This window comes from Halopseudomonas sp. Lyrl_26 (genome assembly GCF_051948695.1).
GTDB lineage: Bacteria > Pseudomonadota > Gammaproteobacteria > Pseudomonadales > Pseudomonadaceae > Halopseudomonas > Halopseudomonas formosensis.
Map to the genome: position 1 here is coordinate 141,404 of NZ_JAYJLH010000003.1, position 21,770 is coordinate 163,173.

General features: G+C 62.7%; 21 protein-coding genes. 9 read left to right on the forward strand and 12 right to left on the reverse strand.

All coding sequences use genetic code 11. The features are described 5' to 3' along the window. Positions 1–19: 19 nt before the first annotated feature. A complete protein-coding gene (trkA, locus tag VF673_RS05815; protein ID WP_440291241.1) occupies positions 20–1,393 on the forward strand; it encodes a Trk system potassium transporter TrkA in 1,374 nt (457 codons plus the stop codon). Positions 1,394–1,419: 26 nt separating this feature from the next. Then, positions 1,420–2,868, forward strand: a complete 1,449-nt coding sequence (locus tag VF673_RS05820) for a TrkH family potassium uptake protein (RefSeq protein ID WP_440291242.1) — start codon at positions 1,420–1,422, stop codon at positions 2,866–2,868. 4 nt (positions 2,869–2,872) lie between these two features. On the opposite strand, the gene VF673_RS05825 is transcribed toward VF673_RS05820, so the two are convergent. Genes VF673_RS05825 through VF673_RS05850 form a run of 6 tightly spaced genes read right to left on the reverse strand, consistent with a single transcriptional unit; the run spans position 2,873 to position 8,128 of the window. Continuing rightward, positions 2,873–3,139, reverse strand: a complete 267-nt coding sequence (locus VF673_RS05825) for a PilZ domain-containing protein (RefSeq protein WP_440291243.1) — start codon at positions 3,137–3,139, stop codon at positions 2,873–2,875. Between the two features lie 28 nt (positions 3,140–3,167). After that, positions 3,168–4,055 carry a lysophospholipid acyltransferase gene (locus VF673_RS05830; protein ID WP_440291244.1) on the reverse strand — a complete coding sequence of 296 codons (888 nt, stop codon included), beginning with the start codon at positions 4,053–4,055 and terminating at the stop codon, positions 3,168–3,170. 51 nt (positions 4,056–4,106) lie between these two features. After that, entirely contained in the window at positions 4,107–4,505 is a 399-nt protein-coding gene (locus VF673_RS05835; protein WP_440291245.1) for a DUF1850 domain-containing protein, read from the reverse strand. Then, entirely contained in the window at positions 4,502–6,523 is a 2,022-nt protein-coding gene (locus VF673_RS05840) for a TRAP transporter permease (RefSeq protein ID WP_440291246.1), read from the reverse strand. The genes VF673_RS05835 and VF673_RS05840 overlap by 4 nt, the downstream gene beginning before the upstream one ends. 20 nt (positions 6,524–6,543) lie before the next feature. Beyond that, positions 6,544–7,497, reverse strand: a complete 954-nt coding sequence (locus VF673_RS05845; RefSeq protein WP_090539503.1) for a TAXI family TRAP transporter solute-binding subunit — start codon at positions 7,495–7,497, stop codon at positions 6,544–6,546. 22 nt (positions 7,498–7,519) lie between these two features. After that, positions 7,520–8,128 (reverse strand): DNA-3-methyladenine glycosylase I, encoded by a 609-nt coding sequence (locus VF673_RS05850; protein ID WP_440291247.1) that lies wholly within the window; start codon positions 8,126–8,128, stop codon positions 7,520–7,522. 124 nt (positions 8,129–8,252) lie between these two features. Here VF673_RS05850 and ppnN point away from each other — a divergent pair, with 124 nt between their 5' ends. The 7 genes from ppnN (at position 8,253) to VF673_RS05885 (ending at position 15,682) form a co-directional block, all read left to right on the forward strand. Then, entirely contained in the window at positions 8,253–9,623 is a 1,371-nt protein-coding gene (ppnN, locus tag VF673_RS05855) for a nucleotide 5'-monophosphate nucleosidase PpnN (RefSeq protein ID WP_440291248.1), read from the forward strand. A 135-nt stretch (positions 9,624–9,758) separates the two neighbouring features. Next, positions 9,759–10,706, forward strand: a complete 948-nt coding sequence (glyQ, locus tag VF673_RS05860; RefSeq protein WP_090539497.1) for a glycine--tRNA ligase subunit alpha — start codon at positions 9,759–9,761, stop codon at positions 10,704–10,706. Beyond that, positions 10,706–12,760 (forward strand): glycine--tRNA ligase subunit beta, encoded by a 2,055-nt coding sequence (gene glyS / locus VF673_RS05865; protein ID WP_440291390.1) that lies wholly within the window; start codon positions 10,706–10,708, stop codon positions 12,758–12,760. Before glyQ ends, glyS begins: the two co-directional genes overlap by 1 nt. Next, a complete protein-coding gene (gene gmhB / locus VF673_RS05870; RefSeq protein WP_440291249.1) occupies positions 12,757–13,290 on the forward strand; it encodes a D-glycero-beta-D-manno-heptose 1,7-bisphosphate 7-phosphatase in 534 nt (177 codons plus the stop codon). Before glyS ends, gmhB begins: the two co-directional genes overlap by 4 nt. Positions 13,291–13,292: 2 nt before the next feature. Next, positions 13,293–14,027, forward strand: a complete 735-nt coding sequence (locus VF673_RS05875; protein ID WP_440291250.1) for a lysophospholipid acyltransferase family protein — start codon at positions 13,293–13,295, stop codon at positions 14,025–14,027. A gap of 41 nt (positions 14,028–14,068) precedes the next feature. Next, on the forward strand, positions 14,069–15,193 hold the full coding sequence (locus VF673_RS05880; RefSeq protein ID WP_090539492.1) for a PilT/PilU family type 4a pilus ATPase: 1,125 nt from the start codon (positions 14,069–14,071) through the stop codon (positions 15,191–15,193). Positions 15,194–15,274: 81 nt separating this feature from the next. Continuing rightward, positions 15,275–15,682, forward strand: coding sequence for a lysozyme inhibitor LprI family protein (locus VF673_RS05885; protein ID WP_090539490.1), 408 nt, complete (start codon positions 15,275–15,277; stop codon positions 15,680–15,682). A 14-nt stretch (positions 15,683–15,696) separates the two neighbouring features. On the opposite strand, the gene VF673_RS05890 is transcribed toward VF673_RS05885, so the two are convergent. The 6 genes from VF673_RS05890 to gyrB form a co-directional block, all read right to left on the reverse strand. Continuing rightward, a complete protein-coding gene (locus tag VF673_RS05890) occupies positions 15,697–17,013 on the reverse strand; it encodes an arsenic transporter (protein ID WP_440291251.1) in 1,317 nt (438 codons plus the stop codon). A gap of 15 nt (positions 17,014–17,028) precedes the next feature. Then, on the reverse strand, positions 17,029–17,757 hold the full coding sequence (gene arsH, locus VF673_RS05895) for an arsenical resistance protein ArsH (protein ID WP_440291252.1): 729 nt from the start codon (positions 17,755–17,757) through the stop codon (positions 17,029–17,031). Further along, positions 17,754–18,167: an arsenate reductase (glutaredoxin) gene (gene arsC, locus VF673_RS05900; protein WP_090539483.1), complete on the reverse strand. Its 414-nt coding sequence runs from the start codon at positions 18,165–18,167 to the stop codon at positions 17,754–17,756. Before arsC ends, arsH begins: the two co-directional genes overlap by 4 nt. Continuing rightward, the gene (locus VF673_RS05905; RefSeq protein WP_440291391.1) at positions 18,164–18,523 is read right to left on the reverse strand and encodes an ArsR/SmtB family transcription factor; all 360 of its coding nucleotides are present in this window, start codon (positions 18,521–18,523) and stop codon (positions 18,164–18,166) included. Before VF673_RS05905 ends, arsC begins: the two co-directional genes overlap by 4 nt. A 54-nt stretch (positions 18,524–18,577) precedes the next feature. Continuing rightward, complete coding sequence (locus tag VF673_RS05910) at positions 18,578–19,207, reverse strand: metallophosphatase domain-containing protein (RefSeq protein WP_440291253.1); 630 nt, start codon at positions 19,205–19,207, stop codon at positions 18,578–18,580. Between the two features lie 141 nt (positions 19,208–19,348). Then, positions 19,349–21,763: a DNA topoisomerase (ATP-hydrolyzing) subunit B gene (gyrB, locus tag VF673_RS05915; RefSeq protein ID WP_440291254.1), complete on the reverse strand. Its 2,415-nt coding sequence runs from the start codon at positions 21,761–21,763 to the stop codon at positions 19,349–19,351. Positions 21,764–21,770 lie beyond the last annotated feature (7 nt).

A 21,770-nucleotide genomic window follows, 5' to 3' on the forward strand; every position in this document is an offset into this window, starting at 1 on the left:
CGGATAACAGGACGAATCCATGAAGATCATCATTCTCGGTGCAGGACAGGTGGGCGGCAGCCTGGCAGCGGAGCTGGCCAGCGAGGCCAACGACATCACCGTGGTGGACGTGGACGCTACCCGCCTGCGGGTGCTCGGTGACCGCCTCGACATCCGCACCATCCAGGGCCGTGGTTCCCTGCCGACCGTACTGCGCCAGGCCGGTGCCGACGATGCGGACATGCTGATCGCGGTGACCAGCAGCGATGAGACCAACATGGTTGCCTGCCAGGTGGCCTACTCGATGTTCCGCACTCCTACCAAGATCGCCCGCATCCGCGAATCGGCCTACCTCACCCGGGATGGCCTGCTGGGCAATGATCATCTGCCGGTGGACGTGGTCATCAGCCCGGAACAGGCAGTCACCAACTACATCAAGCGTCTGATCCAGCACCCCGGTGCCCTGCAGGTGCTGGACTTCGCCGAGGGCAAGGTCCAGCTGGTGGCGGTGCGTGCCTATCACGGCGGCCCGCTGGTGGGTCAGGAACTGCGCTATCTGCGCCAGCACATGCCCAGCGTGGATACCCGGGTGGCGGCGATCTTCCGCCGCGACCGGCCCATCACGCCCAAGGGCGACACCATCATCGAGGCCGACGACGAGGTGTTCTTCATCGCCGCCTCGGAAGATATTCGCGCGGTGATGAGCGAGCTGCGCCGGGTCGAGCGCAGCAACAAGACGGTGATGATCGCCGGCGGCGGCAATATCGGCGAACGCCTGGCCGAGGCCATCGAGACCCGCTACCGGGTCAAGATCGTCGAGAACAACCGGGCCCGCGCCGACTATCTGGCCCAGCACCTGGATCGGGCCATAGTGCTCTACGGCAGCGCATCGGATCGGGAACTGCTGATCGACGAGAATATCGAGGAAGTGGACATCTTCTGCGCCGTGACCAACGACGACGAGGCCAACATCATGTCCTCGCTGCTGGCCAGGCGACTGGGGGCACGCCGGGTCATGGCGCTGATCAACAACCCGGCCTACGTGGATCTGGTGCAGGGTGGGCAGATCGAGATCGCCATCTCGCCGTCCCATGCGACCCTGGGCACCCTGCTGACGCACATCCGCCGCGGCGATATCGTCAACGTCTACTCCCTGCGCCGTGGTGCGGCGGAGGCCATCGAGATCGTCGCCCATGGCGATGCCCGCTCCTCCAAGGTGGTCGGCCGCGCCATCCGTGACATCAAGCTGCCGCCGGGCACCACCATAGGTGCGGTGGTCCGCGGGCAGAAGGTGCTGATCGCCTCCGACAGTCTGGTGATAGAGAGCGATGACCACGTCATCCTGTTCGTGATCGACAAGAAGCATATCCGCGATGTCGAGCGTCTGTTCCAGATCGGCCTGACGTTCCTCTGACCTCCTTTCCGGACAGGTAGACGCCCATGCAATATCCCCAGATCCAGCGCATCATCGGCATATTGCTGATGCTGTTCTCCCTGGCAATGCTGCCCTCGGCGGCGGTCGGTCACTATTTTGCCGAGCCGGCCCGGAACGCCTTCCTCACCGGTTTCGCCATCACCCTGGGGGTGGGTCTGCTGGTCTGGCTGCCGGTCAGGGGGCAGCGCAACGAACTGCGCACCCGGGACGGCTACCTGATCACCGTTCTGTTCTGGGCGGTGCTGGGCCTGTTCGGGGCGGTACCGCTGTACCTGCTGGAGCTGCCCGATCTGAGCGTGGCCGATGCGGTGTTCGAATCCTTCTCCGGCCTGACCACCACCGGCGCCACTGTCATCACCGGGCTCGACACCCTGCCCCGGGCGCTGCTGTTCTACCGGCAGCAACTTCAGTGGTTCGGCGGCATGGGGATCATCGTACTAGCGGTGGCGATACTGCCCCTGCTGGGTGTCGGCGGCATGCAGCTGTATCGCGCGGAAATGCCCGGCCCGCTGAAGGACAACAAGCTGACGCCGCGCATTGCCGAGACGGCAAAGGTACTCTGGTTCATCTATACCGGCCTGACCCTGACCTGCGCCCTGGCGTACTGGGCGGCCGGCATGCGCCTGTTCGATGCCATCGGTCACAGCTTCTCCACCGTGGCAATCGGCGGCTTCTCTACCCACGACACCAGCATCGGCTACTACAACAGCCCGGTCATCGAGCTGATATGCGTGTTCTTCATGGTGCTGTCGGGGATCAACTTCGCGTTGCACTTCACCGCCTGGCGCTTCCGCTCGATGCGCAGCTACTGGCGGGATCCGGAATGCCGCGCCTACCTGATGATACTGCTGGGCCTGGTGCTGGTCACCGCGCTGCTGCTGATCGCCCATCAGTACTATGCACCGGCCTCGGCCATCCGCTTCGCCCTGTTCCAGGCCGTCTCCATCGCCACCACCACGGGCTTCACCGTGACCGACTTTTCCGCCTGGCCTTCGGTACTGCCCTTCCTGCTGCTGTACGCCAGCTTCGCCGGCGCCTGTGCCGGCTCCACCGGCGGCGGCATGAAAATCATCCGGGTACTGCTGGTATTCAAGCAGGGAGTGCGCGAGATCAAGCGCCTGCTGCACACCAACGGGGTGTTCCCGGTCAAGCTGGGCCAGCGGCCGGTGGGCGACCGGGTGGTGGAGGCGGTATGGGGCTTCTGCTCGGTCTACGTGTTTGCCTTCGCGGTGCTGCTTCTGCTGCTGCTGGGCACTGGGCTGGATTTCGTCACCGCCTTCTCGGCACTGGCGGCCTGCATGAACAATCTGGGGCCCGGGCTGGGGGAGGTAAATGCACACTACGGTGAACTCAGCGCCCTGGTGAAATGGCTGTTGAGCTTCGCCATGCTGCTGGGCCGTCTGGAGGTTTTCACCCTGCTGGTACTGTTGACGCCGATGTTCTGGCGGCGCTGAGCCTTCAGGGGTCGACGAATGCCATACCGGCACCTTCCCCGGCCACCACGCGCTGGATGACCATGCGCAGTACTGGCGCCTCGAAGGGCATGTCCTGCACCTGTCCGTCGACCTCGGTACCGGGGGCCAACCCGGCCAGTTCGGGGTTCTCGACGAATACCCCGCCGTCCGAAAGGTCACGGGTATAGCCGAATACCTCACCCAGCCCGGGATGGGTGATATTGATCCGGGCCTTCATCATGGTCCGGGGATAAACCCGCTTGTTGCTCATCGTTGCTGTCCTTGGGGTCAGCCGCCGGTCAGTACCACTTCTTCTCTCCGGCGGGGCGCTTCTTGAAGCGCTTCATGCTCCACATGTACTGACTGGGCCACCGGCGAACATAACTCCCAATGGTCGCACTCAGCGCGGTGACGGCTTCCTGCTCGTCCTCACTGTATAACGCCTCCGGGGCCTGCTCGACAATCACCTTGAAGCCGCTGTGGTCCGGCAGACGCACGCAGTGCAGGAAGATGCCCCGGGCTGCATGCCCCTTGAGCAGCCCGGGCACGAACTTGCTGGTCAGCGCCTGAACCCCGAAAAATGGAACGAACAGGCCGCTCTTGAGCGCCGGCTCGGGGTCGGCGGGAATACCCACGGCACCCCCCTTGCGCACCTCGCGCATGACACTGATGATGCCCTCGCGGGTAGAGGCCGCCACCTTGTTGCCCAGCTGGGTCCGCTGTCTCTGCAGGAGTTCGTCCACCGCCTTCTGCTTGGGCGGACGGTAGAAGATGATGGGTGAGCACTTGCGGCAGTACCAGTGATTGAGCACTTCCCAGTTCCCCAGATGGCTGGTGATGCCGACCACTCCCTTGCCGGAGGCCAGGGCCTCATCCAGCAGGTGTTCGCCCTCGACCTCGCGGATCAGGCCCACGGTTCTGGCCGGGTCCCACATCCAGGCGCAGGCACTTTCGGCAAAGCTGCGGCCGATATTGATCAGGGTCTCGCCCACCAGGTGCTCGCGCTCCTGTTCGGACAACTCCGGAAAGCAGTGCCGCAGGTTGGTACGCACCACCTCCCGCGAGCGATTGGGCAGCTTCCACATGAGCCAGCCGACAAAGGCGCCGACCCGCTGTGCCACACCGAACGGCAGCCGTGCGAACAGCTTGAGTGATCCCACCACGATCGCGCCCTTGAGCTTTTCCACCGAGCACACCCCATTTCTGCAAAAAGCGCCATTGTAGCCTGCCCTTCGGCCTCAGCCCACCGCCGGGGCGCAGCTCCACAGTTCGACCACCGGCTGCCCGGCACTCGGCGGTCCCAGCCAGTGAGCCAATGCCCGACACTGGCCCGCAGTACACAGCTGGTAGTCAGCGGCCCGCTCGGCCGTGCTGCGCGCCAGCCGAAGCTGGGCCAGGGGGGCCAGCTGCGGCCGGTAATGCCAGCTGCCGTCACGCAGCACGGCATCCTCGGGGATCTCCATACCGGCTCCACTGCCGCGCACCCGCGCCTCATGCAGGCGCAGCCCGGCCGGCTCCAGGCGATAGTCCTCCTCCCAGCGGATCTGCTCGACGCTGTGCTGCCAGGCCAGGGTGAAGCCGGTCACCGGCAGCTGGGCCCAGATCACCCCCGCCAGGCCCAGGCAGAGTTGCATCATGCGGTCTGCCGAGCACGCCGGGCGCGCCACAGATGCTGGATGACAAACAGCAGTCCGAGGCCTAAGCCCAGTTCATCGGTAACCGGCAGAGCGAGGATCATCAGCGCCCCGGCCAGCAGGCCCAGCGGCGCCTCCCACCAGCGCAGACGCTGGGCCAGATAACCGGTGAACACGATGCCCCAGAGGCCGATCGCAAAACCTGCCTTGCACAGCATGTACAGCGTCGCCCAGAGATCGCCCCCCTGCATCATCAGCGCCGGACTGTAGACCGCCATGAAGGGGACAACGAAGCCGGCCACCGCAATGCGGATGGCCCACAGGCTGATCTTCAGACCACTCTCCCGGGCGATCGGCGCGGCGGCGAAGCAGGCCAGGGCCACCGGCGGAGTGAGGTCGGCCATGATGCCGAAATAGAACACGAACATGTGCGAGACAATCAGCGGCACGCCCAGATCCAGCAGCGCCGGAGCCGCGATCGAGCTGGTGATGATGTAGTTGGGAATGGTCGGAATGCCCATGCCCAGCACCAGACAGGTCAGCATGGTCAGCAGCAGAGACAGGAACAGGTTGTCCTGACCTATGGCCAGAATATAGCCAGCAAAGGTGGAGGCGACCCCGGTCAGCGAAACGATGCCGATGATCACGCCCACCAGCACGCAGGCGATACCCACCGGCACCGCATGGCGTGCCCCCTCCACCAGCGCTTGCAGGCATACCCGCAGGGTCTCCCGGCCGCCGCGGACGAACCAGCAGGCAGCCACCAGCACGGCGATGACACCGAAGATCACGCCGATGCCGAGCTGGAAGAATCCCGCGCAGACAATGCCGAGCGCTACCCAGAACGCCACCCGCAGGGCGGTGGAGGACAGCCGCAGGATCAGCGCCGAGCCGAGGATCACTATGGCCGTCAGGGCCAGACCCACGGTACCGGCGAACATGGGCGTGCGCCCGGAGAACAGCAGCCAGATCAGCACGAACAGGGGGATCAGCAGGAACCAGCGCTGGCGCACCGCATCCCAGGCACTGGGGCATTCATCCTTCGGCAACCCGTTGAGCTGAGAGCGCCTGGCCTCCAGATGCACCATCCAGAACACCGAGCCGAAGTACAGCAGGGCCGGAAGCAGTGCCGCCTTAGCCACCTCCACATAGGGCACGTTGATGGTCTCGGCCATGATGAAGGCGACCGCGCCCATGACCGGGGGCATGATCTGACTGCCCATGCTCGAGGTGGCCTCCACCCCACCGGCGAAGGCGGACTTGTAGCCGAAGCGCTTCATCAGCGGGATGGTGAACTGCCCGGTGGTCACCACGTTGGCGACCCCCGAGCCGGTAATGGTACCCATCAGCGCCGAAGACACCAGCGACACCTTGGCCGGCCCGCCGGCACGGTGACCGAACAGACCCATGGCGAAATCGGTAAACAGGCGGATCATCCCGGCCTGCTCGAGGAAGGAGCCGAACAGGATGAACAGGAAAATATAGGTAGCCGACACGTAGGTGGGTGTGCCGTACAACCCCTCGGTACCGAAGGCCAGCTGGTTGATGACCTGATCGATACCATAGCCACGGTGCGCCAGCTCTCCGGGCAGGTGCTCGCCGAACAGGCCGTAGGCCAGGAACAGCCCGCAGATGATCGGCAGGGCAACGCCCATCACCCGACGCGCGGCCTCGAATACCAGCGCTATCAGCACCAGACCGATGACCATGTCCGCCGTGGTCAGATCACCTGAACGCTGAATCAGATCGGCCTCGAAGTACCACTGATAGAAGAAGGTCGCCATGCCCGCCAGGGCCAGAACCCAGGCCAGGGGCTGCCAGGGCCGGTCGTTGCCACGCACCGGGTAGACCAGGTACACCAGCATCAGCAGAAAACCGACGTGCCCGGCCCGCAACACCTGCGTGGAAACCGGGTGAAAAGCGGCGGTGATGATCTGGTAACAGGAAAATGCCAGGGCCACGTAGAACAGGGCCCTGGGCCACTCGGCGGGGCTCGCGTGGAGCCCCTGATACTCGCTCATGGGCTACCCCCTGCCGCCGGTTATTGCAGAATGCCTGCTTCCCGATAGTACCTCTCCGCCCCCGGATGCAGTGGGATGGGCAGGTTCTGCGCCGCGTTATCCAGGCTGATTGCCTTGGCGGCGGAATGGGCGTTGCCCAGGGCGTCGAGGTTATCGAAGATCAGCCTGGTCATCTGATAGGCCGTCTCCTCATCTACCCCTTCATGACTGACCAGAATATTGGTGATGGCCACGGTGGGCACATCCTCGTCCTGACCGTCGTAGGTGCCGGCGGGGATCACCCCGGGCTGATAGGCGGCGTTATCGATCTTTTCCACCACCTCGGCGGGAATGGCAACGAAGGTCACCGGCATGGTGCTGGCAAGATCGCGGATGGCTGCCATGCCCAGACCCGAGGATTGCAGCGTGGCATCGAGCTGGCGGTTCTTGATCAGCTCCACCGATTCGGCATAGGGCAGGAACTCGACCCGGCGCATGTCATCGTAGCTCAGGCCGGCGGCGGCGAAGATCGCCCGGGCATTGAGCTCGGTGCCGGATTTCGGTGCGCCGACGGAGATGCGTTTGCCCTTGAGATCCTCCAGGCTGCGGATGCCCGATTCGGCACTGGCGACCACCTGGATGTAGTTGTTGTAGGTCCCGGCAATGGCCCGCAGCTTGGTGAGCGGCGCCCGGAAACCGGCATCCTCGACGCCGTTCCAGGCATCGGATACCGAGTCGCCCAGCGCAAAGGCCAGTTCGCCACGACCGCTTTGCAGCAGATTGAGATTCTCCACCGAGGCCTTGGTCGCCTGAACCGAGGGCCTGGCGCCGTCAATCTTGCCGTAGAGCTGGGAAATGGCCACACCGATGGGGTAGTAGACCCCGCTGGTACCGCCGGTGAGGATGTTGATGTAGGTCGGTGCCGCGCTGACGGCGGTGGTGATGGTCAGCGTAGCGGCAGCGGCGAGCAGGCCGAGTCGTCTGGTCAGTCGCATGTAGCTCTCCCCTCGTTCTCGTTCATTGTTGTTGTGGGGCGGCACCGGTCTTGCCGCCCAGTTCCGGATAGCGGAAGCAGTCCTGAGTATGGTCCATAACCATCCCGGTCGCCTGCATGAATGCGTAGCAGATGGTAGGACCAACGAAACTGAAGCCGGCCTGTTTCAGTGCACGGCTCATGGCCCGGGCCTCCGGCGTGGTGACCGGCACCTGGCCGTGGTCGGCGAAATGATTGATCTGCGGCTTTCCACCGACGAACTGCCAGAGCCAGTCGACCGGATCCTGTTCCCCGGCCAGCCTCAGCCAGGCCTTCGCATTCTGCCGTGCCGCCCGCAGCTTCAGGCGATTGCGGATGATGCCGGGGTCCTCCGCCAGCTGGTCCAGTTCGGCGTCCGTCTGCGCCGCCATGAACCGGACATCGAAGCCGCGGTAGACCTCCCGGTAACGCTCGCGCTTGCGCAAGATGGTGATCCACGACAGGCCCGCCTGCAGGCCTTCGAGCACCAGCATCTCGAACAGGTGCCCGGGGTCCCGGCTGGGCACGCCCCACTCCTGATCGTGGTAGCGCTGGTAGAGCGGGTCAGTGGTACACCACCGACAACGGCAGGGGGCAGGGACATCGACGGGCATGGCAGGCACCTGAAGGGAACGACCGGATAATCCTAGTCGTCGAAACGCCGACGCGCACGGTCGGCTCTGCACCCTGGGGCCGGCTATGGCGTAATATGACCGTCCAGATCAAACGGAAGCAACAATGCCTGCACACAAGATTCACGCCACAGTAACCCCCCGGGGCAGCATGGAAGTGCTGTCCCAGCGCGAAGTGCGCAAACTCAGTGAAGTCGGTTCCGGCAGTACCTATCAGCTGTTCCGCCAGTGTGCGCTGGCGATCCTCAATACCGGCGTACGGGTGGACGATGCACGCAGCATCCTCGAAGCCTACGCCGATTTCGAGGTATTCATCCATCAGCTCGATCGCGGCGTCTGCCTGGAGCTGCGCAACGCCCCGGCCCACGCCTTCGTCGACGGGCACATGATCTCCAGTGTCCGCGAGATGCTGTTCAGCGCCCTGCGCGATATCGTCTACACCGAGAGCGAGCTGCACAACAACCGGGCGGACCTGAGCACCTCCAGCGGCATCACCGATTATGTGTTCCACCTGCTGCGCAACGCCCGCGCCCTGACCCCGGGCGTGGAACCGCGGATGGTGGTGTGCTGGGGCGGGCACTCGGTCAACGACCAGGAGTACAAGTACAGCAAGCGGGTAGGGCATGAGCTGGGCCTGCGCAACTTCGACATCTGCACCGGCTGCGGCCCGGGCGTGATGAAGGGACCGATGAAGGGCGCCACCATTGCCCATGCCAAGCAGCGCGTGCTGGATGCCCGCTACCTGGGGCTGACCGAGCCGGGCATCATCGCCGCCGAAGCACCCAACCCCATAGTCAACGAGCTGGTGATACTGCCGGATATCGAGAAGCGCCTGGAGGCCTTCATCCGGGTCGGGCACGGCATCATCATCTTCCCCGGCGGCGTGGGTACCGCCGAGGAGTTCCTCTACCTGCTGGGCATACTGCTGCACCCGGACAATGCCGAACTGCCGTTCCCGCTGATCCTCACCGGCCCGCGCAGCGCAGCGGACTATCTGCACCAGCTGCATGATTTCGTCGGCGCCACCCTGGGCAACGCCGCCCAGACCCGCTACGAGATCATCATCGAGGACCCCGCCCGGGTCGCCCGCCACATGAAGAAGGGGCTGATAGAGGTCGAGCGCTTCCGCCGCGAACGCAACGATGCCTTCCACTTCAACTGGCTGCTGAAGATCGACGAAGACTTCCAACATCCCTTTGACCCGACCCACGAGAACATGGCGGCCCTGGCGCTGCGCCGCGACACGCCCCCGCATCTGCTGGCCGCCAATCTGCGCCGGGCCTTCTCCGGTATAGTCGCGGGCAACGTCAAGGAACACGGCATACGCCGGATCGAGCAGTACGGCCCCTACGAGCTGCACGGTGATCCGCAGATCATGCAGCCGCTGGGTGCCCTGCTGCAGGCCTTTGTCGACCAGCAGCGCATGAAGCTGCCCAACGGTACCGCCTACACGCCCTGTTACCGGGTGGTCAGTTGAACCTGACCGGGGTGTAGCGCCGCTGCGCTACACCGGGCAGCAGCATGACGGGCCGACAAATAGCCGGGCATGCTGTATGCCGTCCCGCCAGAATGTATACTTCGCCCTTTACTTCACAGTTGACCGGTGAAAAACGTGACACAGACCAATCCTGCTGCCCAGACCTTCCAGGGCCTGATTCTCGCCCTGCAGAGCTACTGGGCGGAACAAGGCTGCGTAATCCTGCAGCCCTACGACATGGAGGTGGGTGCAGGGACGTTCCATACCGCCACCTTCCTGCGCTCGATCGGCCCGGAAATCTGGAACGCAGCCTATGTCCAGCCCAGCCGCCGTCCGGCCGACGGCCGCTATGGCGAGAACCCCAACCGCCTGCAGCACTACTACCAGTTCCAGGTGGTGCTCAAGCCGAACCCGGACAATATCCAGGAGCTGTATCTGGACTCCCTGCGCCACATCGGCATCGACCCGCTGGTGCACGACATCCGCTTCGTCGAGGACAACTGGGAATCGCCCACCCTGGGCGCCTGGGGTCTGGGCTGGGAAGTCTGGCTCAACGGCATGGAAGTGACCCAGTTCACCTATTTCCAGCAGGTCGGCGGGGTCGAGTGCTACCCGGTCACCGGCGAGATCACCTACGGTCTCGAGCGCCTGGCCATGTACCTGCAGGGCGTGGATTCGGTCTACGATCTGGTCTATTCCGACGGCCAGTTCGGCAAGGTCACCTACGGTGACGTGTTCCACCAGAACGAGGTGGAGCAGTCGACCTACAACTTCGAGCAGGCCAACGTCGAGAAGCTGTTCGAGCTGTTCAGCTTCTATGAAAGCGAAGCCAACCGGCTGATCGAGGCCGAGTTGCCGCTGCCGGCCTATGAAATGGTCATGAAGGCCTCGCACACCTTCAACCTGCTGGACGCCCGCCGGGCCATCTCGGTGACCGAGCGCCAGCGTTACATCCTGCGGGTACGCACCCTGGCACGCTCGATCGCCCACGCCTATCTGCACGCCCGCGCCCGCCTCGGCTTCCCCATGGCCACCCCGGAGCTGCGTGACGAAGTACTGGCCAGACTGAAGGAGGCCGAATGATGCAGGCACAGGATTTTCTGGTTGAACTGGGCACCGAAGAACTGCCCCCCAAGGCCCTCAGACAGCTCGCCGAGGCCTTCCTCGCCGGTGTCGAGAAGGGTCTGAAGGAAGCCGGCCTGGGCTACCGGGCGGCCCGTCATTACGCCGCTCCCCGCCGGCTTGCCGTGCGCGTCGAGCAACTGGCTACCCAGCAGCCGGACCGCACCCAGCAGATGGACGGCCCGCCGCTGCAGGCCGCCTTCGGCGCCGACGGTCAGCCGACCCCGGCGGCCCTGGGCTTTGCCCGCAAGTGCGGGGTCGAGCTGAGCGAGCTGGACCAGAGCGGACCGCGCCTGCGCTTCGTGCAGACCATTCCCGGTCAGCCGGCCAACGCACTGCTGCCGGGTATCGTCGACCAGGCCCTGGCCGATCTGCCGATTCCCAAGCGCATGCGCTGGGGTGCCGGCAAGACCGAATTCGTACGCCCCACCCAGTGGCTGGTGATGCTGCTGGGCGAGGATGTGATCCCCTGCCGGATCCTGTCCCGCGAGGCCGGTCGCGAATCCCGCGGCCACCGCTTCCACCATCCTGCTGCGGTCAGCATCAGCAGCCCGGCCAGCTATGCGGATGACCTGCGCAAGGCCCACGTCATCGCCGATTTCGCCGAGCGCCGCGAGCTGATCAGCCGCCGCGTCAGCGAGCTGGCCGCCGAGCAGCAGGGCAGTGCCATCGTGCCGGACAGCCTGCTGGATGAGGTGACCGCCCTGGTCGAATGGCCGGTGCCGCTGGTCTGCAGCTTCGAGGAACGCTTCCTCGAAGTGCCCCAGGAGGCATTGATCTCCACCATGCAGGACAACCAGAAGTACTTCTGCCTGCTGGATGCCGAGGGCAAGCTGCTGCCGCGCTTCATCACCGTAGCCAACATCGAGAGCACCGACCCGGCGCAGATCATCGCCGGCAACGAGAAGGTGGTGCGCCCGCGTCTGACCGACGCCGAGTTCTTCTTCCAGCAGGACAAGAAACACCGGCTCGAGGAAAACAATCAGCGGCTGGCCAACGTGGTCTTCCAGGCCCAGCTGGGCAGCGTCTATGACAAGGCCCTGCGCGTATCCAGCCTGGCCGCCTTCATTGCCGAGAGCATCGGCGGCAACCCGGCCAACGCGGCCCGTGCCGGTCTGCTGAGCAAGTGCGACCTGGCCAGCGAGATGGTCGGCGAGTTCCCCGAGCTGCAGGGTATTGCCGGCTACTATTACGCCCGTCATGACGGCGAGGCCGAGGATGTGGCGCTGGCCCTGAACGAGCAGTACATGCCCCGGGGTGCCGGCGCCGAGCTGCCCAGCACCCTGACCGGCGCGGCGGTAGCCCTGGCCGACAAGCTGGACACCCTGGCCGGCATCTTCGGTATCGGCATGCTGCCGACCGGCAGCAAGGACCCCTACGCCCTGCGCCGGGCGGCGCTGGGTGTGCTGCGCATCCTGATCGAGAAGCAGCTGGAGCTGGACCTGCACACCGCACTGCAGACCGCCGTCAACCAGTACGGCAGCGCCGTGAAGAGCGACGGTCTGGTCGACCAGGTGCAGGACTTCATCTTCGACCGCCTGCGCGCCCGCTACGAGGACGAGGGCATCGATGTGGCCGTGTACCAGTCGGTACGCTCGGTACACCCGGACTCGCCGCTGGACTTCGATCAGCGCGTGCAGGCGGTCCAGGCCTTCCGCCGTCTGCCGGAGGCCGAGGCGCTGGCGGCAGCCAACAAGCGGGTAGCCAACATCCTCGCCAAGGCCGACAGCACGGTACCCGGCACGGTGGATCAGCAACTGCTCAGCGAAACCGCCGAACAGACACTGGCCGCCGCCCTGAGCGACGCCGAGGCCGCTGTGGCACCGCTGGCCCGGCAACGCCAGTACAGCGCCACGCTGAACCGTCTGGCTGCCCTGCGCGAGCCGGTGGATGCCTTCTTCGATCAGGTTCTGGTCAATGCCGAGGATGAGCGCATCCGCGCCAACCGCTATGCATTGCTGGCTCGTCTGCGGGGCCTGTTCCTGGGCGTGGCCGATATCTCGCTGCTCGGATGAAGCTGATCATTCTGGACCGCGACGGGGTCATCAACGAGGACTCCGACGCCTTCGTGAAATCGGTCGAGGAATGGATTCCCCTGCCGGGTTCCATTGAAGCCATCGCCCGCCTGAGCAAGGCCGGCTGGACAGTGGCAGTGGCCACCAACCAGTCCGGCCTGGCCCGGGGCTATTTCAGCGAAGAAACCCTGGAAGCCATGCACCGCCGCCTGCGCGAACTGGTCGCGGAGCAGGGCGGCCGGGTCGATCTGATCCGTCACTGTCCGCACGGTCCCGATGACGGCTGCAGCTGCCGAAAACCGTTGTCCGGCCTGTTCCGCAGCATCGCCGAGCACTATCAGGTCTCCCTCGACGGCGTGCCCACCGTCGGCGACAGTCTGCGTGATCTTCAGGCCGGCGCAGCGGTCGGCTGCCGCCCCTATCTGGTACGCACCGGAAAGGGCGCACAAACCGAACAAAAGGCACTGCCAGAAGGTACCCGCGTGTTCGATAATCTGGCTGCCGTTGTCTCTCACCTGCTGGAAAACTGATCATGTCCGTGTTCATGGGCCTGCGTGTCATCCTGTTCTACCTGCTGCTGTCCACCAGCGCCGTGCTCTGGGCCATCCCCATGATCCTGATCGGCGCCTTCCTGCCGTACCGGCTGCGCTTCAAGCTGGTGCTGCAGTGCTGGTGTCGCCTGGCCATCTGGCTGGCCAGGACAGTGGTTGGCATCAACTACCGGGTTACCGGACTGGAGAACATCCCTGACCGGCCCGGCGTAATCCTCGCCAACCACCAGAGCACCTGGGAAACCTTCTTCCTGCAACTGGTATTCGCACCCCAGACCCAACTGATCAAGAAGGAGCTGCTGTACGTTCCCTTCTTCGGCTGGGCGTTTGCCCTGATGAAACCCATCGCCATCAACCGCAGCAAGGCCCGCAGCTCCCTGCAGCAGCTCAACCGTATCGGCGGTCAACGGCTGCGCGAAGGCCTCTGGGTACTGGTATTCCCCGAGGGGACCCGTGTCGCCCCCGGTGAGCCGATCAGGTTCAGCCGCGGTGGCGCCGCACTGGCCTGCGCCAACAACGCGCCCATAGTGCCGGTGGCACACAACGCCGGCGAGTTCTGGCCGCGCCGCGGCTGGGGCAAGCGCTCCGGCACCGTACAGGTGCATATCGGGCCGGCCATCTATCCCAAGGGGCAGGACCCGCGTTCCATAGTCGAGGCTCACAAGCAGGCCGAAAACTGGGTGCAGCAGACCATGCTCGAGATCCAGCAGCGCTGAGCTATGCTCAGGGTTGATTTCAGTCAGGACAGTGTCATTCCATGGACGTCTTCCGTTATCTGCACGCGCTTTCCGAACGCAACGGCTCCGACCTGTTTTTCAGTGTAGGTGCCCCGGTCACCCTCAAGCGCGAGGGTCACTATCACCCGCTTGAGGAAAAGCCTCTGGGCCCGGGCGAGGTCAAGCAGCTGGCCTACCAGCTGATGAGTCAGAAGCAGATTGCCGAGTTCGAACGCACCCTGGAAATGAACCTGGCGGTGGGCGTGCCCAATGCGGGGCGCTTCCGGGTCAACGTCTACTACCAGCGTGGCGAAGTGGCCATGGTGGTGCGGCACATCAACAACAAGATCCCGCGTATCGCCGAGCTGGGGCTGCCCCCGGTTCTGGAAAAGCTGGTGATGCTCGACCGCGGCCTGATTCTGGTTGTCGGCGCCGCCGGCTCCGGCAAATCGACCACCCTGGCCTCCATGCTCGACTACCGCACCGCCAACCGCGCCGGGCACATTGTCTGCATCGAAGACCCGATCGAGTTCCTGCACCGGCACCAGAAAGCCATCATCGACCAGCGGGAAGTCGGGCTCGATACCATGAGTTTTGCCGAGGCCCTGCGCAACGTCCTGCGCGAATCCCCGGACGTCATCATGATCGGCGAGATACGCGATCTGGAGACCATGCAGCACGCGCTGCACTACAGTGATACCGGTCACCTGGTACTGGCCACGCTGCACGCTACAAACGCCTCACAGGCCGTTGAGCGCATGGTCAACATGTTCCCCAAGGAAGCGCGCAATCAGGTCCTCGGGGACATTGCCATGAACCTGGCTGCGGTCATCGGCCAGCGCCTGGTTCCCGGCGTGGAGAAGAAGCGCGTCGCTGCGGTCGAACTGCTGCTGCGCACTCCCTATATCGTCGACCTGATCGCCCGGGACGAGCTCGAGGAAATCAAATCCGCCATGAGTCGCAGCGCCGAGCTGGGCCTGCAGACCTTCGACCAGCACCTCTACGAGCTGGTCCAGAGCGGCGCCATCAGCCTCGACGAAGCCCTCAAGCACGCCGACTCGCGCACCGACCTCACGCTCAGGGCACGCCTGGAGAAAGGCTTCAGCTATGAAGAGAACGAGATGAAGGTGCTGCGCGACAGCGACCTGACGGACGATTTCAGATAGCGCGGGCAGATCCCCGGATTGGCCAGGGCTGCGGTCGGTACCATACTTGATGGCGTTGCCCCCGACTCAGAGGAGCCGTGCATGAAGAACTACCTGTTGCTGTTGCCGCTGGCCTTCACCCCCTTCATTCACGCGGAGCCCCCGGACTGCGAGGAACACGCCGGCACCACCCTGGATATGAACCTGTGCATCGCCGAGCAGGTGACAGCAGCGGATGAACAGCTCGGCCGATATCTGCAGGCGGCATTGCAGCGCTATTCCGACGATCCGGCGGTGGTGGACCTGCTGCAAGAGTCCCAGGACGCCTGGATGAACTACCGCAAGACCTATTGCGATGCGGTCTATCAGCAATGGTCCGGCGGAAGCATCCGCGGCATCATGACCGGGAACTGCGTTCTGCAGCTGACCCGGCAGCGAACCCTGCAGATCTGGGCGGATTTCCTTACCTATATGGACTCCACGCCGCCGGTCTTGCCGAAGCCGGAATGAGCAAGCTGTTGGAGCTACCCTTGATGGACGGCGATGGCCGGTAACCACCAGGCAAGGGCCAAGAGGGTAGCGAACAGAACCGGCGGGGTGATCAGCAAGCCAATCTTCATGTATTGCCCCCAGGTGATCCGGTAGCCCTTGTCCGCCAGAACATGTAGCCACAGCAGCGTTGCCAGGCTGCCAATGGGCGTGAATTTCGGGCCCAGATCATTACCTATGATATTGGCGTAGATCATCAGCTCCCGGGTCGTTGCCGAAACCTGCGCCTGGTCGATGGCCAGTGCGCCCACCAAAGTCGACGGCATGTTGTTCATGATGGAGGCCACCACGGCCGAGAGGAATCCGGTGCCCACCGTCGCGACCAGATCACCCTGTTGCGCAAGCCAATGGAGGGCGGCAGCTCCCAGGTTGGTCAGACCAGCATTGCCCAGACCATAGACCACCATATACATCCCCATCGAGAACAGTACGATCTGCCATGGCGCGTGGCGCAGGGCGTGGCTTACCGAAACCACAGCGCCCTCACCTTTCTTCCACCAGCGCCCCGCAATCGCCATCAGCAAAAGCGCAGCGGTGCCGGTCACCAGCGATATGGCCACTCCCAACGGCGCTGTAACGAAATAGGCAATAAGCAGCAGCAGAAGGATGGGGAAAGCTGCGCGAAACACCAGCATATCCCTGATTGCGGAATGGGGCGGGTCCAGCGCAGCGACCGAATAATGTCCAGGTATCTGCCGCCCAAACACCAGCCAGAGCACCATCAGGGTGGCCGCCAGCGACACCAGATTGACCGGCACCATGACGACAGCATAACGATCAAAGCCGATATCGAAGTAATTGGCGCTGACGATATTCACCAGATTGGAGATCACCAGAGGCAGGCTGGTAGTGTCAGCGACAAAGCCGGTAGCGATGATGAAAGCAAAAGCGGCAGGCGGGGGGAAGTTCAACCGCAACAGAATGGCGATCACTATGGGGGTCAGAAGCAACGCCGCCCCATCATTGGCAAAGAATGCAGCTATGAGGGCCCCCAGCACCACGATCAGCGGAAACAGCATATGCCCCTTGCCATTACCCCAGCGAGCGACGTGCAGGGCGGCCCAGGTAAAGAAACCGGCGGCGTCCAGTATCAATGAAATGATGATCAGCGCGACGAAGGTGAAGGTCGCGTCCCAGACGATATTCCAGACCACTTCGACATCCGTCCACTGGACGACGCCCAGCAGCAGCGCAACCAGAGCCCCACCGAGCGCGCTCCAGCCGATACCCAACCCTCTGGGTTGCCAGATCACCAGCACGAGAGTGATCGCAAATACAGCAAGTGCCAACATGAAACGTCCTGTGATTCAGAGACTGACTTGATTGACGCGCCGGGATACGGCTTCAGCAGTTTCCACGCGCTCAGAATAACGATCGGTGAGATAGCTGGATCGGCCCCTTGTGAGCCAGGTGAACTTCACCAGTTCTTCACAGACATCCACGATGCGCAAATACAGTGGTGATGGCTTCATCCGGCCTTCATCATCGAACTCGGTAAAAGCCTTGGGTACTGAAGATTGATTCGGGATGGTGATCATCCGCATCCAGCGTCCGAGGATGCGCATTTGATTAACCGCATTGAAACTCTGACTCCCGCCCGAGACCTCCATCACTGCCAGCGTTTTGCCCTGGGTTGGCCTCACGCCGCCCAATGCCAGCGGAATCCAGTCAATCTGCGTTTTCATGATGCCGGTCATGGCCCCGTGGCGTTCTGGACTGACCCACATCATCCCCTCCGACCACTGGGTAAGCTCGCGCAGCTCCTGCACCTTCGGGTGCTCGGCATCCGCATCGTCCGGCAGGGGCAGGCCGGATGGATTGAAGGTGCGCACCTCGCATCCGTACCAGCGGAGCAGTCGAGCCGCTTCCTCGGAAACGAGCCGTGAGAAAGAGCGCTCGCGTAGGGACCCGTAGAGCATCAGAATGCGCGGTGGATGGCGAGGATCATCCGGGTGAGCCAGCGCGTCAATATTGATAGGGTGTAGTTCATCCGGATCAATATTGGGTAAGTCGTCGACAGGACTGGTGCTGCTCATGCTTCCTTCCCATCGTAACGTACGACTTCACCGTCTTCCTTGGTAAATTCCTTTACCGGCTCGGCCAACAAATCCAAGACCAACTCAGAAGGCCGACACAACCGTACGCCCTTGTCGGTAACCACGATGGGCCGGTTTATCAGGATCGGATGCTCCATCATGGCATCTATCAACTGCTCATCCGTCAAGCTGGCATCGCCCAGGTTGAGTTCATCGTAGGGGGTGCCTTTCTGGCGCAGGAGTGCTCGCGCTGGTATTCCCATACTTGCGATCAGCTCGACCAGACGCTCCCGCGTCGGCGGCGTCTGGAGATATTCGATGACTTCCGGTGTTTCGCCAGAAGCCACTATCATCGCCAGGGTGTTACGAGAGGTGCCGCATTTCGGGTTGTGATAAATCTGGATTTTCATGCTGGTTGATTCTCTTCTGTGGTGGGGGAGCATCCTGACAAAGCAGCCATTAGCGGCTCGCATACTTCCGGGTGGCCAGCGCAACAATCGCGTACCAAGAACTGAACCGTCTTCTTCATATGATCAAGGTTCGCTCGGTAGATGATGGAGCGACCCTGCCTCTGAGATACCGCCAGATGCGCTCGGGTCAGCACCCCAAGATGAGCTGACATGGTGTTGTGAGGGACCGCCAATTGGCGGGCAATTTCGCCCGCGGCCAGTCCCTGGGGCTCATGGCGCACAAGAAGCCGAAAAACCTCCAAACGGGTTTCCTGAGAGAGTGCAGCAAAGGTGTCGAGCGCGTTTTTCATTTCCATATGTCGGAGAATATAGACATAATGAACCTCCGGCAATGTTTTTCGCCTTGTGCCTCAGCCCAGCTCGAAGATCACTGGCGGGTTGGTCGGTTCATAGCGCTCGGTACAGGTACTGGCGTTGATCAGGGTAGTGTCATCCCGTTGATAGCTGCCATAGCCCTCGTGGATATGCCCGAAGATATGGGCTTTCAGGCGCAGCTCATCGATTCGATCCAGCAGATCCCGGCAACCGACATTGCTTCCACCGATACAACTGGTGTCGCCAACCCCCTGCGGCGGGCCGTGGGTGATCAGCACATCGGTGTTATCCGGAATCAGCCCCCAGGCATCGCGCAGGGGCTTCCCCCTGTCCAGCATGAACGCCCAGTGCATGAATGTCGGTGTCCAGGGCGAGCCCCAGAAACGCATACCCTCAATCTCGACCCCGCTGTCCTGCAGATAGATGGCGTGGGTCAACAGGGCGCGGGCCTGCTCGGGCTCATCCTGAAAGGCCCAGTCGTGATTACCCGCGATGACAATCTTGTGCCTGTGGGGCAGGGAACCCAGCCAGACATTGAGCTCTTCGATATTTTCCAGCGTGCCCTGACCGAGGCTGTCACCGGCGTGGATCAGCACGTCTCCGTCCGGGATATGAGGGATTTCCCGGTGCAGGCTGTGGGTATCCGAGATGCAGACCAGCTTCATGGCAAGGCTCCGGGTAAGTGAGATGGAGGTAGCCAAGCGCAGCGGCCCTCCCCCTGGCGCACAGAAGGCCCGGCAGTCACCTGTCGGGCCTTCTTCCTTGTTTCTGAGGGCCCCTCCTGGCTGGAGCCCCGTAGCTACGCATCAAACATCGAGATTGGATACTGCCAGGGCGTTCTGCTCGATGAACTCGCGGCGGGGTTCCACGTGGTCGCCCATCAGGGTGTTGAAGATCTGGTCGGCGGCGATGGCGTCGTCGATGGTGACCTGCAACATGCGGCGGTTTTCCGGATCCATGGTGGTTTCCCACAGCTGGTCGGCGTTCATCTCACCCAGCCCCTTGTAGCGCTGGATGGTATGACGACGAGCTGTTTCGTTCATCATCCATTCGATGGCTTCCTTGAAGTAGCGGATGGGCTTCTTCTTCTCGCCACGCTGGACGTAGGCGCCTTCCTCGAGCAGGGTCTGCAGCTTTTCACCGAGGTCAGCGATGGCACGATAGTCGTTACTGGCGAACAGATCGCGGTTGAAGGTGATATAGCTGGTCTGGCCGTGGCTGATGCTTTCCACCTCGGGCAGCCACAGCTGACGCTCCTTGTCCTCACGCAGGCTGACCAGGTACTCCTGACCGGAACGCTCCTCTTCCTTGACCAGTTTTTCGAATGAATTCAACCAGTTATCCATGAACTCCTTGTCCGCGAGATGCTCCTTGGAGAGGCGCGGCAGGTAGATCAGCTGCTCCATAAGCTCCTGGGGATAGAGACGGCCGAGGCGCTTGAGGATCTTCATCACGCTGCGGTATTCGTTGACCAGACGCTCAAGCCCTTCACCGGTGATGCCCGGGGCATGCTCGTTGACGTACAGGTAGGAATCCTCCAGCGCGGACTGGGTGAGGTAATCCTCCAGTGCCTCGTCATCCTTGAGGTACTGTTCCTGCTTGCCCTTCTTGATCTTGTACAGCGGCGGCTGGGCAATGTAGATGTAGCCCTTTTCGATCAGTTCAGGCATCTGCCGGAAGAAGAAGGTCAGCAGCAGGGTCCGGATGTGCGCACCGTCGACGTCAGCATCGGTCATGATGATGATGTTGTGGTAGCGCAGCTTCTCGATATTGAACTCTTCCCGGCCAATGCCGCAGCCCAGAGCGGTGATCAGGGTGCCCACTTCCTGAGAGGAGAGCATGCGGTCGAAACGCGCCTTTTCCACGTTGAGGATCTTGCCCTTGAGCGGCAGGATAGCCTGGGTCTTGCGGTTACGTCCCTGCTTGGCAGAGCCGCCCGCGGAGTCACCTTCCACAATGTAGAGTTCGGACAGCGCCGGGTCCTTTTCCTGGCAGTCGGCCAGTTTGCCGGGGAGACCGGCAATATCCAGAGCGCCCTTGCGCCGGGTCATTTCCCGGGCCTTGCGGGCGGCCTCACGGGCGCGGGCGGCATCGATCATCTTGCCGACCACGGCCTTGGCCTCGTTGGGCTTCTCCAGCAGATAATCGGCGAAAAACTTGTTCATTTCCTGCTCGACCGCGGTCTTCACTTCCGAAGAAACCAGCTTGTCCTTGGTCTGGGAGGAGAACTTGGGATCGGGCACCTTGACCGAAATGATCGCGGTCAGACCTTCACGGGCATCGTCACCGGAGGTGCTGACCTTGAACTTCTTCAACAGACCTTCCTGCTCGATATAGCTGTTGAGCGAGCGGGTGAGGGCGCTGCGGAAGCCCGCCAGGTGGGTACCGCCGTCGCGCTGGGGAATGTTGTTGGTGAAACACAGCAGGTTCTCGTTGAAGCTGTCGTTCCACTGCATGGCCACTTCCACGCCGATCCCGTCATCGCGCTGAACGTTGAAGTGGAACACCGAGTTGATGGTGGTCTTGTTCTGGTTCAGGTATTCAACAAAGGCACGCAGCCCGCCTTCGTAACGGAACAGCTCACGCTTGCCGGTGCGCTCATCGATCAGATGGATGCCCACTCCCGAGTTGAGGAACGACAGCTCGCGCAGTCGCTTGGCCAGAATATCCCAGCTGAAGGTGACGTTGGTGAAGGTCTCGGCGGAAGGTTTGAAATGGATCTGGGTGCCTGTGGTATCCGTGTCCCCGATCGGCGCCAGAGGGGCCTGTGGGACGCCGTGGTGATAGGTCTGCTCCCACACCTTGCCGCCCCGGCGAATGGTCATTACCAGCTCCTCAGAGAGGGCGTTGACCACGGAAACCCCCACGCCGTGCAGGCCGCCGGATACCTTGTAGCTGTTGTCGTCGAACTTGCCGCCCGCATGAAGGACGGTCATGATCACTTCCGCTGCCGACACCCCTTCCTCGTGAATATCGGTGGGGATACCCCGGCCGTTGTCCTGGACGGTAATGGATTCATCGGTATGAATGGTGATGCTGATATCAGTACAATGCCCCGCCAGGGCTTCGTCGATGGAGTTGTCCACCACTTCAAACACCATATGGTGCAGGCCGGTTCCGTCGTCGGTGTCGCCGATATACATGCCGGGGCGTTTACGCACCGCATCAAGGCCCTTGAGAACCTTGATACTTGATGAATCGTAAGCTTTTTGTTCGGTCATTCTGTAA

Bases quoted from the DNA above. Each gene is read 5' to 3' on its own strand.
- VF673_RS05850 (WP_440291247.1), bottom strand. From the start codon at position 8,128: ATGCCCGTCGATGTCCCTGCCCCCTGCCGTTGTCGGTGGTGTACCACT.
- arsC (WP_090539483.1), bottom strand. From the start codon at position 18,167: ATGAAAATCCAGATTTATCACAACCCGAAATGCGGCACCTCTCGTAAC.
- VF673_RS05910 (WP_440291253.1), bottom strand. From the start codon at position 19,207: ATGAAGCTGGTCTGCATCTCGGATACCCACAGCCTGCACCGGGAAATC.
- VF673_RS05875 (WP_440291250.1), top strand. From the start codon at position 13,293: ATGTCCGTGTTCATGGGCCTGCGTGTCATCCTGTTCTACCTGCTGCTG.
- VF673_RS05880 (WP_090539492.1), top strand. From the start codon at position 14,069: ATGGACGTCTTCCGTTATCTGCACGCGCTTTCCGAACGCAACGGCTCC.
- VF673_RS05840 (WP_440291246.1), bottom strand. From the start codon at position 6,523: ATGAGCGAGTATCAGGGGCTCCACGCGAGCCCCGCCGAGTGGCCCAGG.
- trkA (WP_440291241.1), top strand. From the start codon at position 20: ATGAAGATCATCATTCTCGGTGCAGGACAGGTGGGCGGCAGCCTGGCA.
- arsH (WP_440291252.1), bottom strand. From the start codon at position 17,757: ATGAGCAGCACCAGTCCTGTCGACGACTTACCCAATATTGATCCGGAT.
- ppnN (WP_440291248.1), top strand. From the start codon at position 8,253: ATGCCTGCACACAAGATTCACGCCACAGTAACCCCCCGGGGCAGCATG.
- VF673_RS05885 (WP_090539490.1), top strand. From the start codon at position 15,275: ATGAAGAACTACCTGTTGCTGTTGCCGCTGGCCTTCACCCCCTTCATT.
- gmhB (WP_440291249.1), top strand. From the start codon at position 12,757: ATGAAGCTGATCATTCTGGACCGCGACGGGGTCATCAACGAGGACTCC.
- VF673_RS05890 (WP_440291251.1), bottom strand. From the start codon at position 17,013: ATGTTGGCACTTGCTGTATTTGCGATCACTCTCGTGCTGGTGATCTGG.
- gyrB (WP_440291254.1), bottom strand. From the start codon at position 21,763: ATGACCGAACAAAAAGCTTACGATTCATCAAGTATCAAGGTTCTCAAG.
- VF673_RS05825 (WP_440291243.1), bottom strand. From the start codon at position 3,139: ATGAGCAACAAGCGGGTTTATCCCCGGACCATGATGAAGGCCCGGATC.
- VF673_RS05905 (WP_440291391.1), bottom strand. From the start codon at position 18,523: ATGGAAATGAAAAACGCGCTCGACACCTTTGCTGCACTCTCTCAGGAA.
- VF673_RS05835 (WP_440291245.1), bottom strand. From the start codon at position 4,505: ATGATGCAACTCTGCCTGGGCCTGGCGGGGGTGATCTGGGCCCAGCTG.
- VF673_RS05845 (WP_090539503.1), bottom strand. From the start codon at position 7,497: ATGCGACTGACCAGACGACTCGGCCTGCTCGCCGCTGCCGCTACGCTG.
- glyS (WP_440291390.1), top strand. From the start codon at position 10,706: ATGCAGGCACAGGATTTTCTGGTTGAACTGGGCACCGAAGAACTGCCC.
- VF673_RS05820 (WP_440291242.1), top strand. From the start codon at position 1,420: ATGCAATATCCCCAGATCCAGCGCATCATCGGCATATTGCTGATGCTG.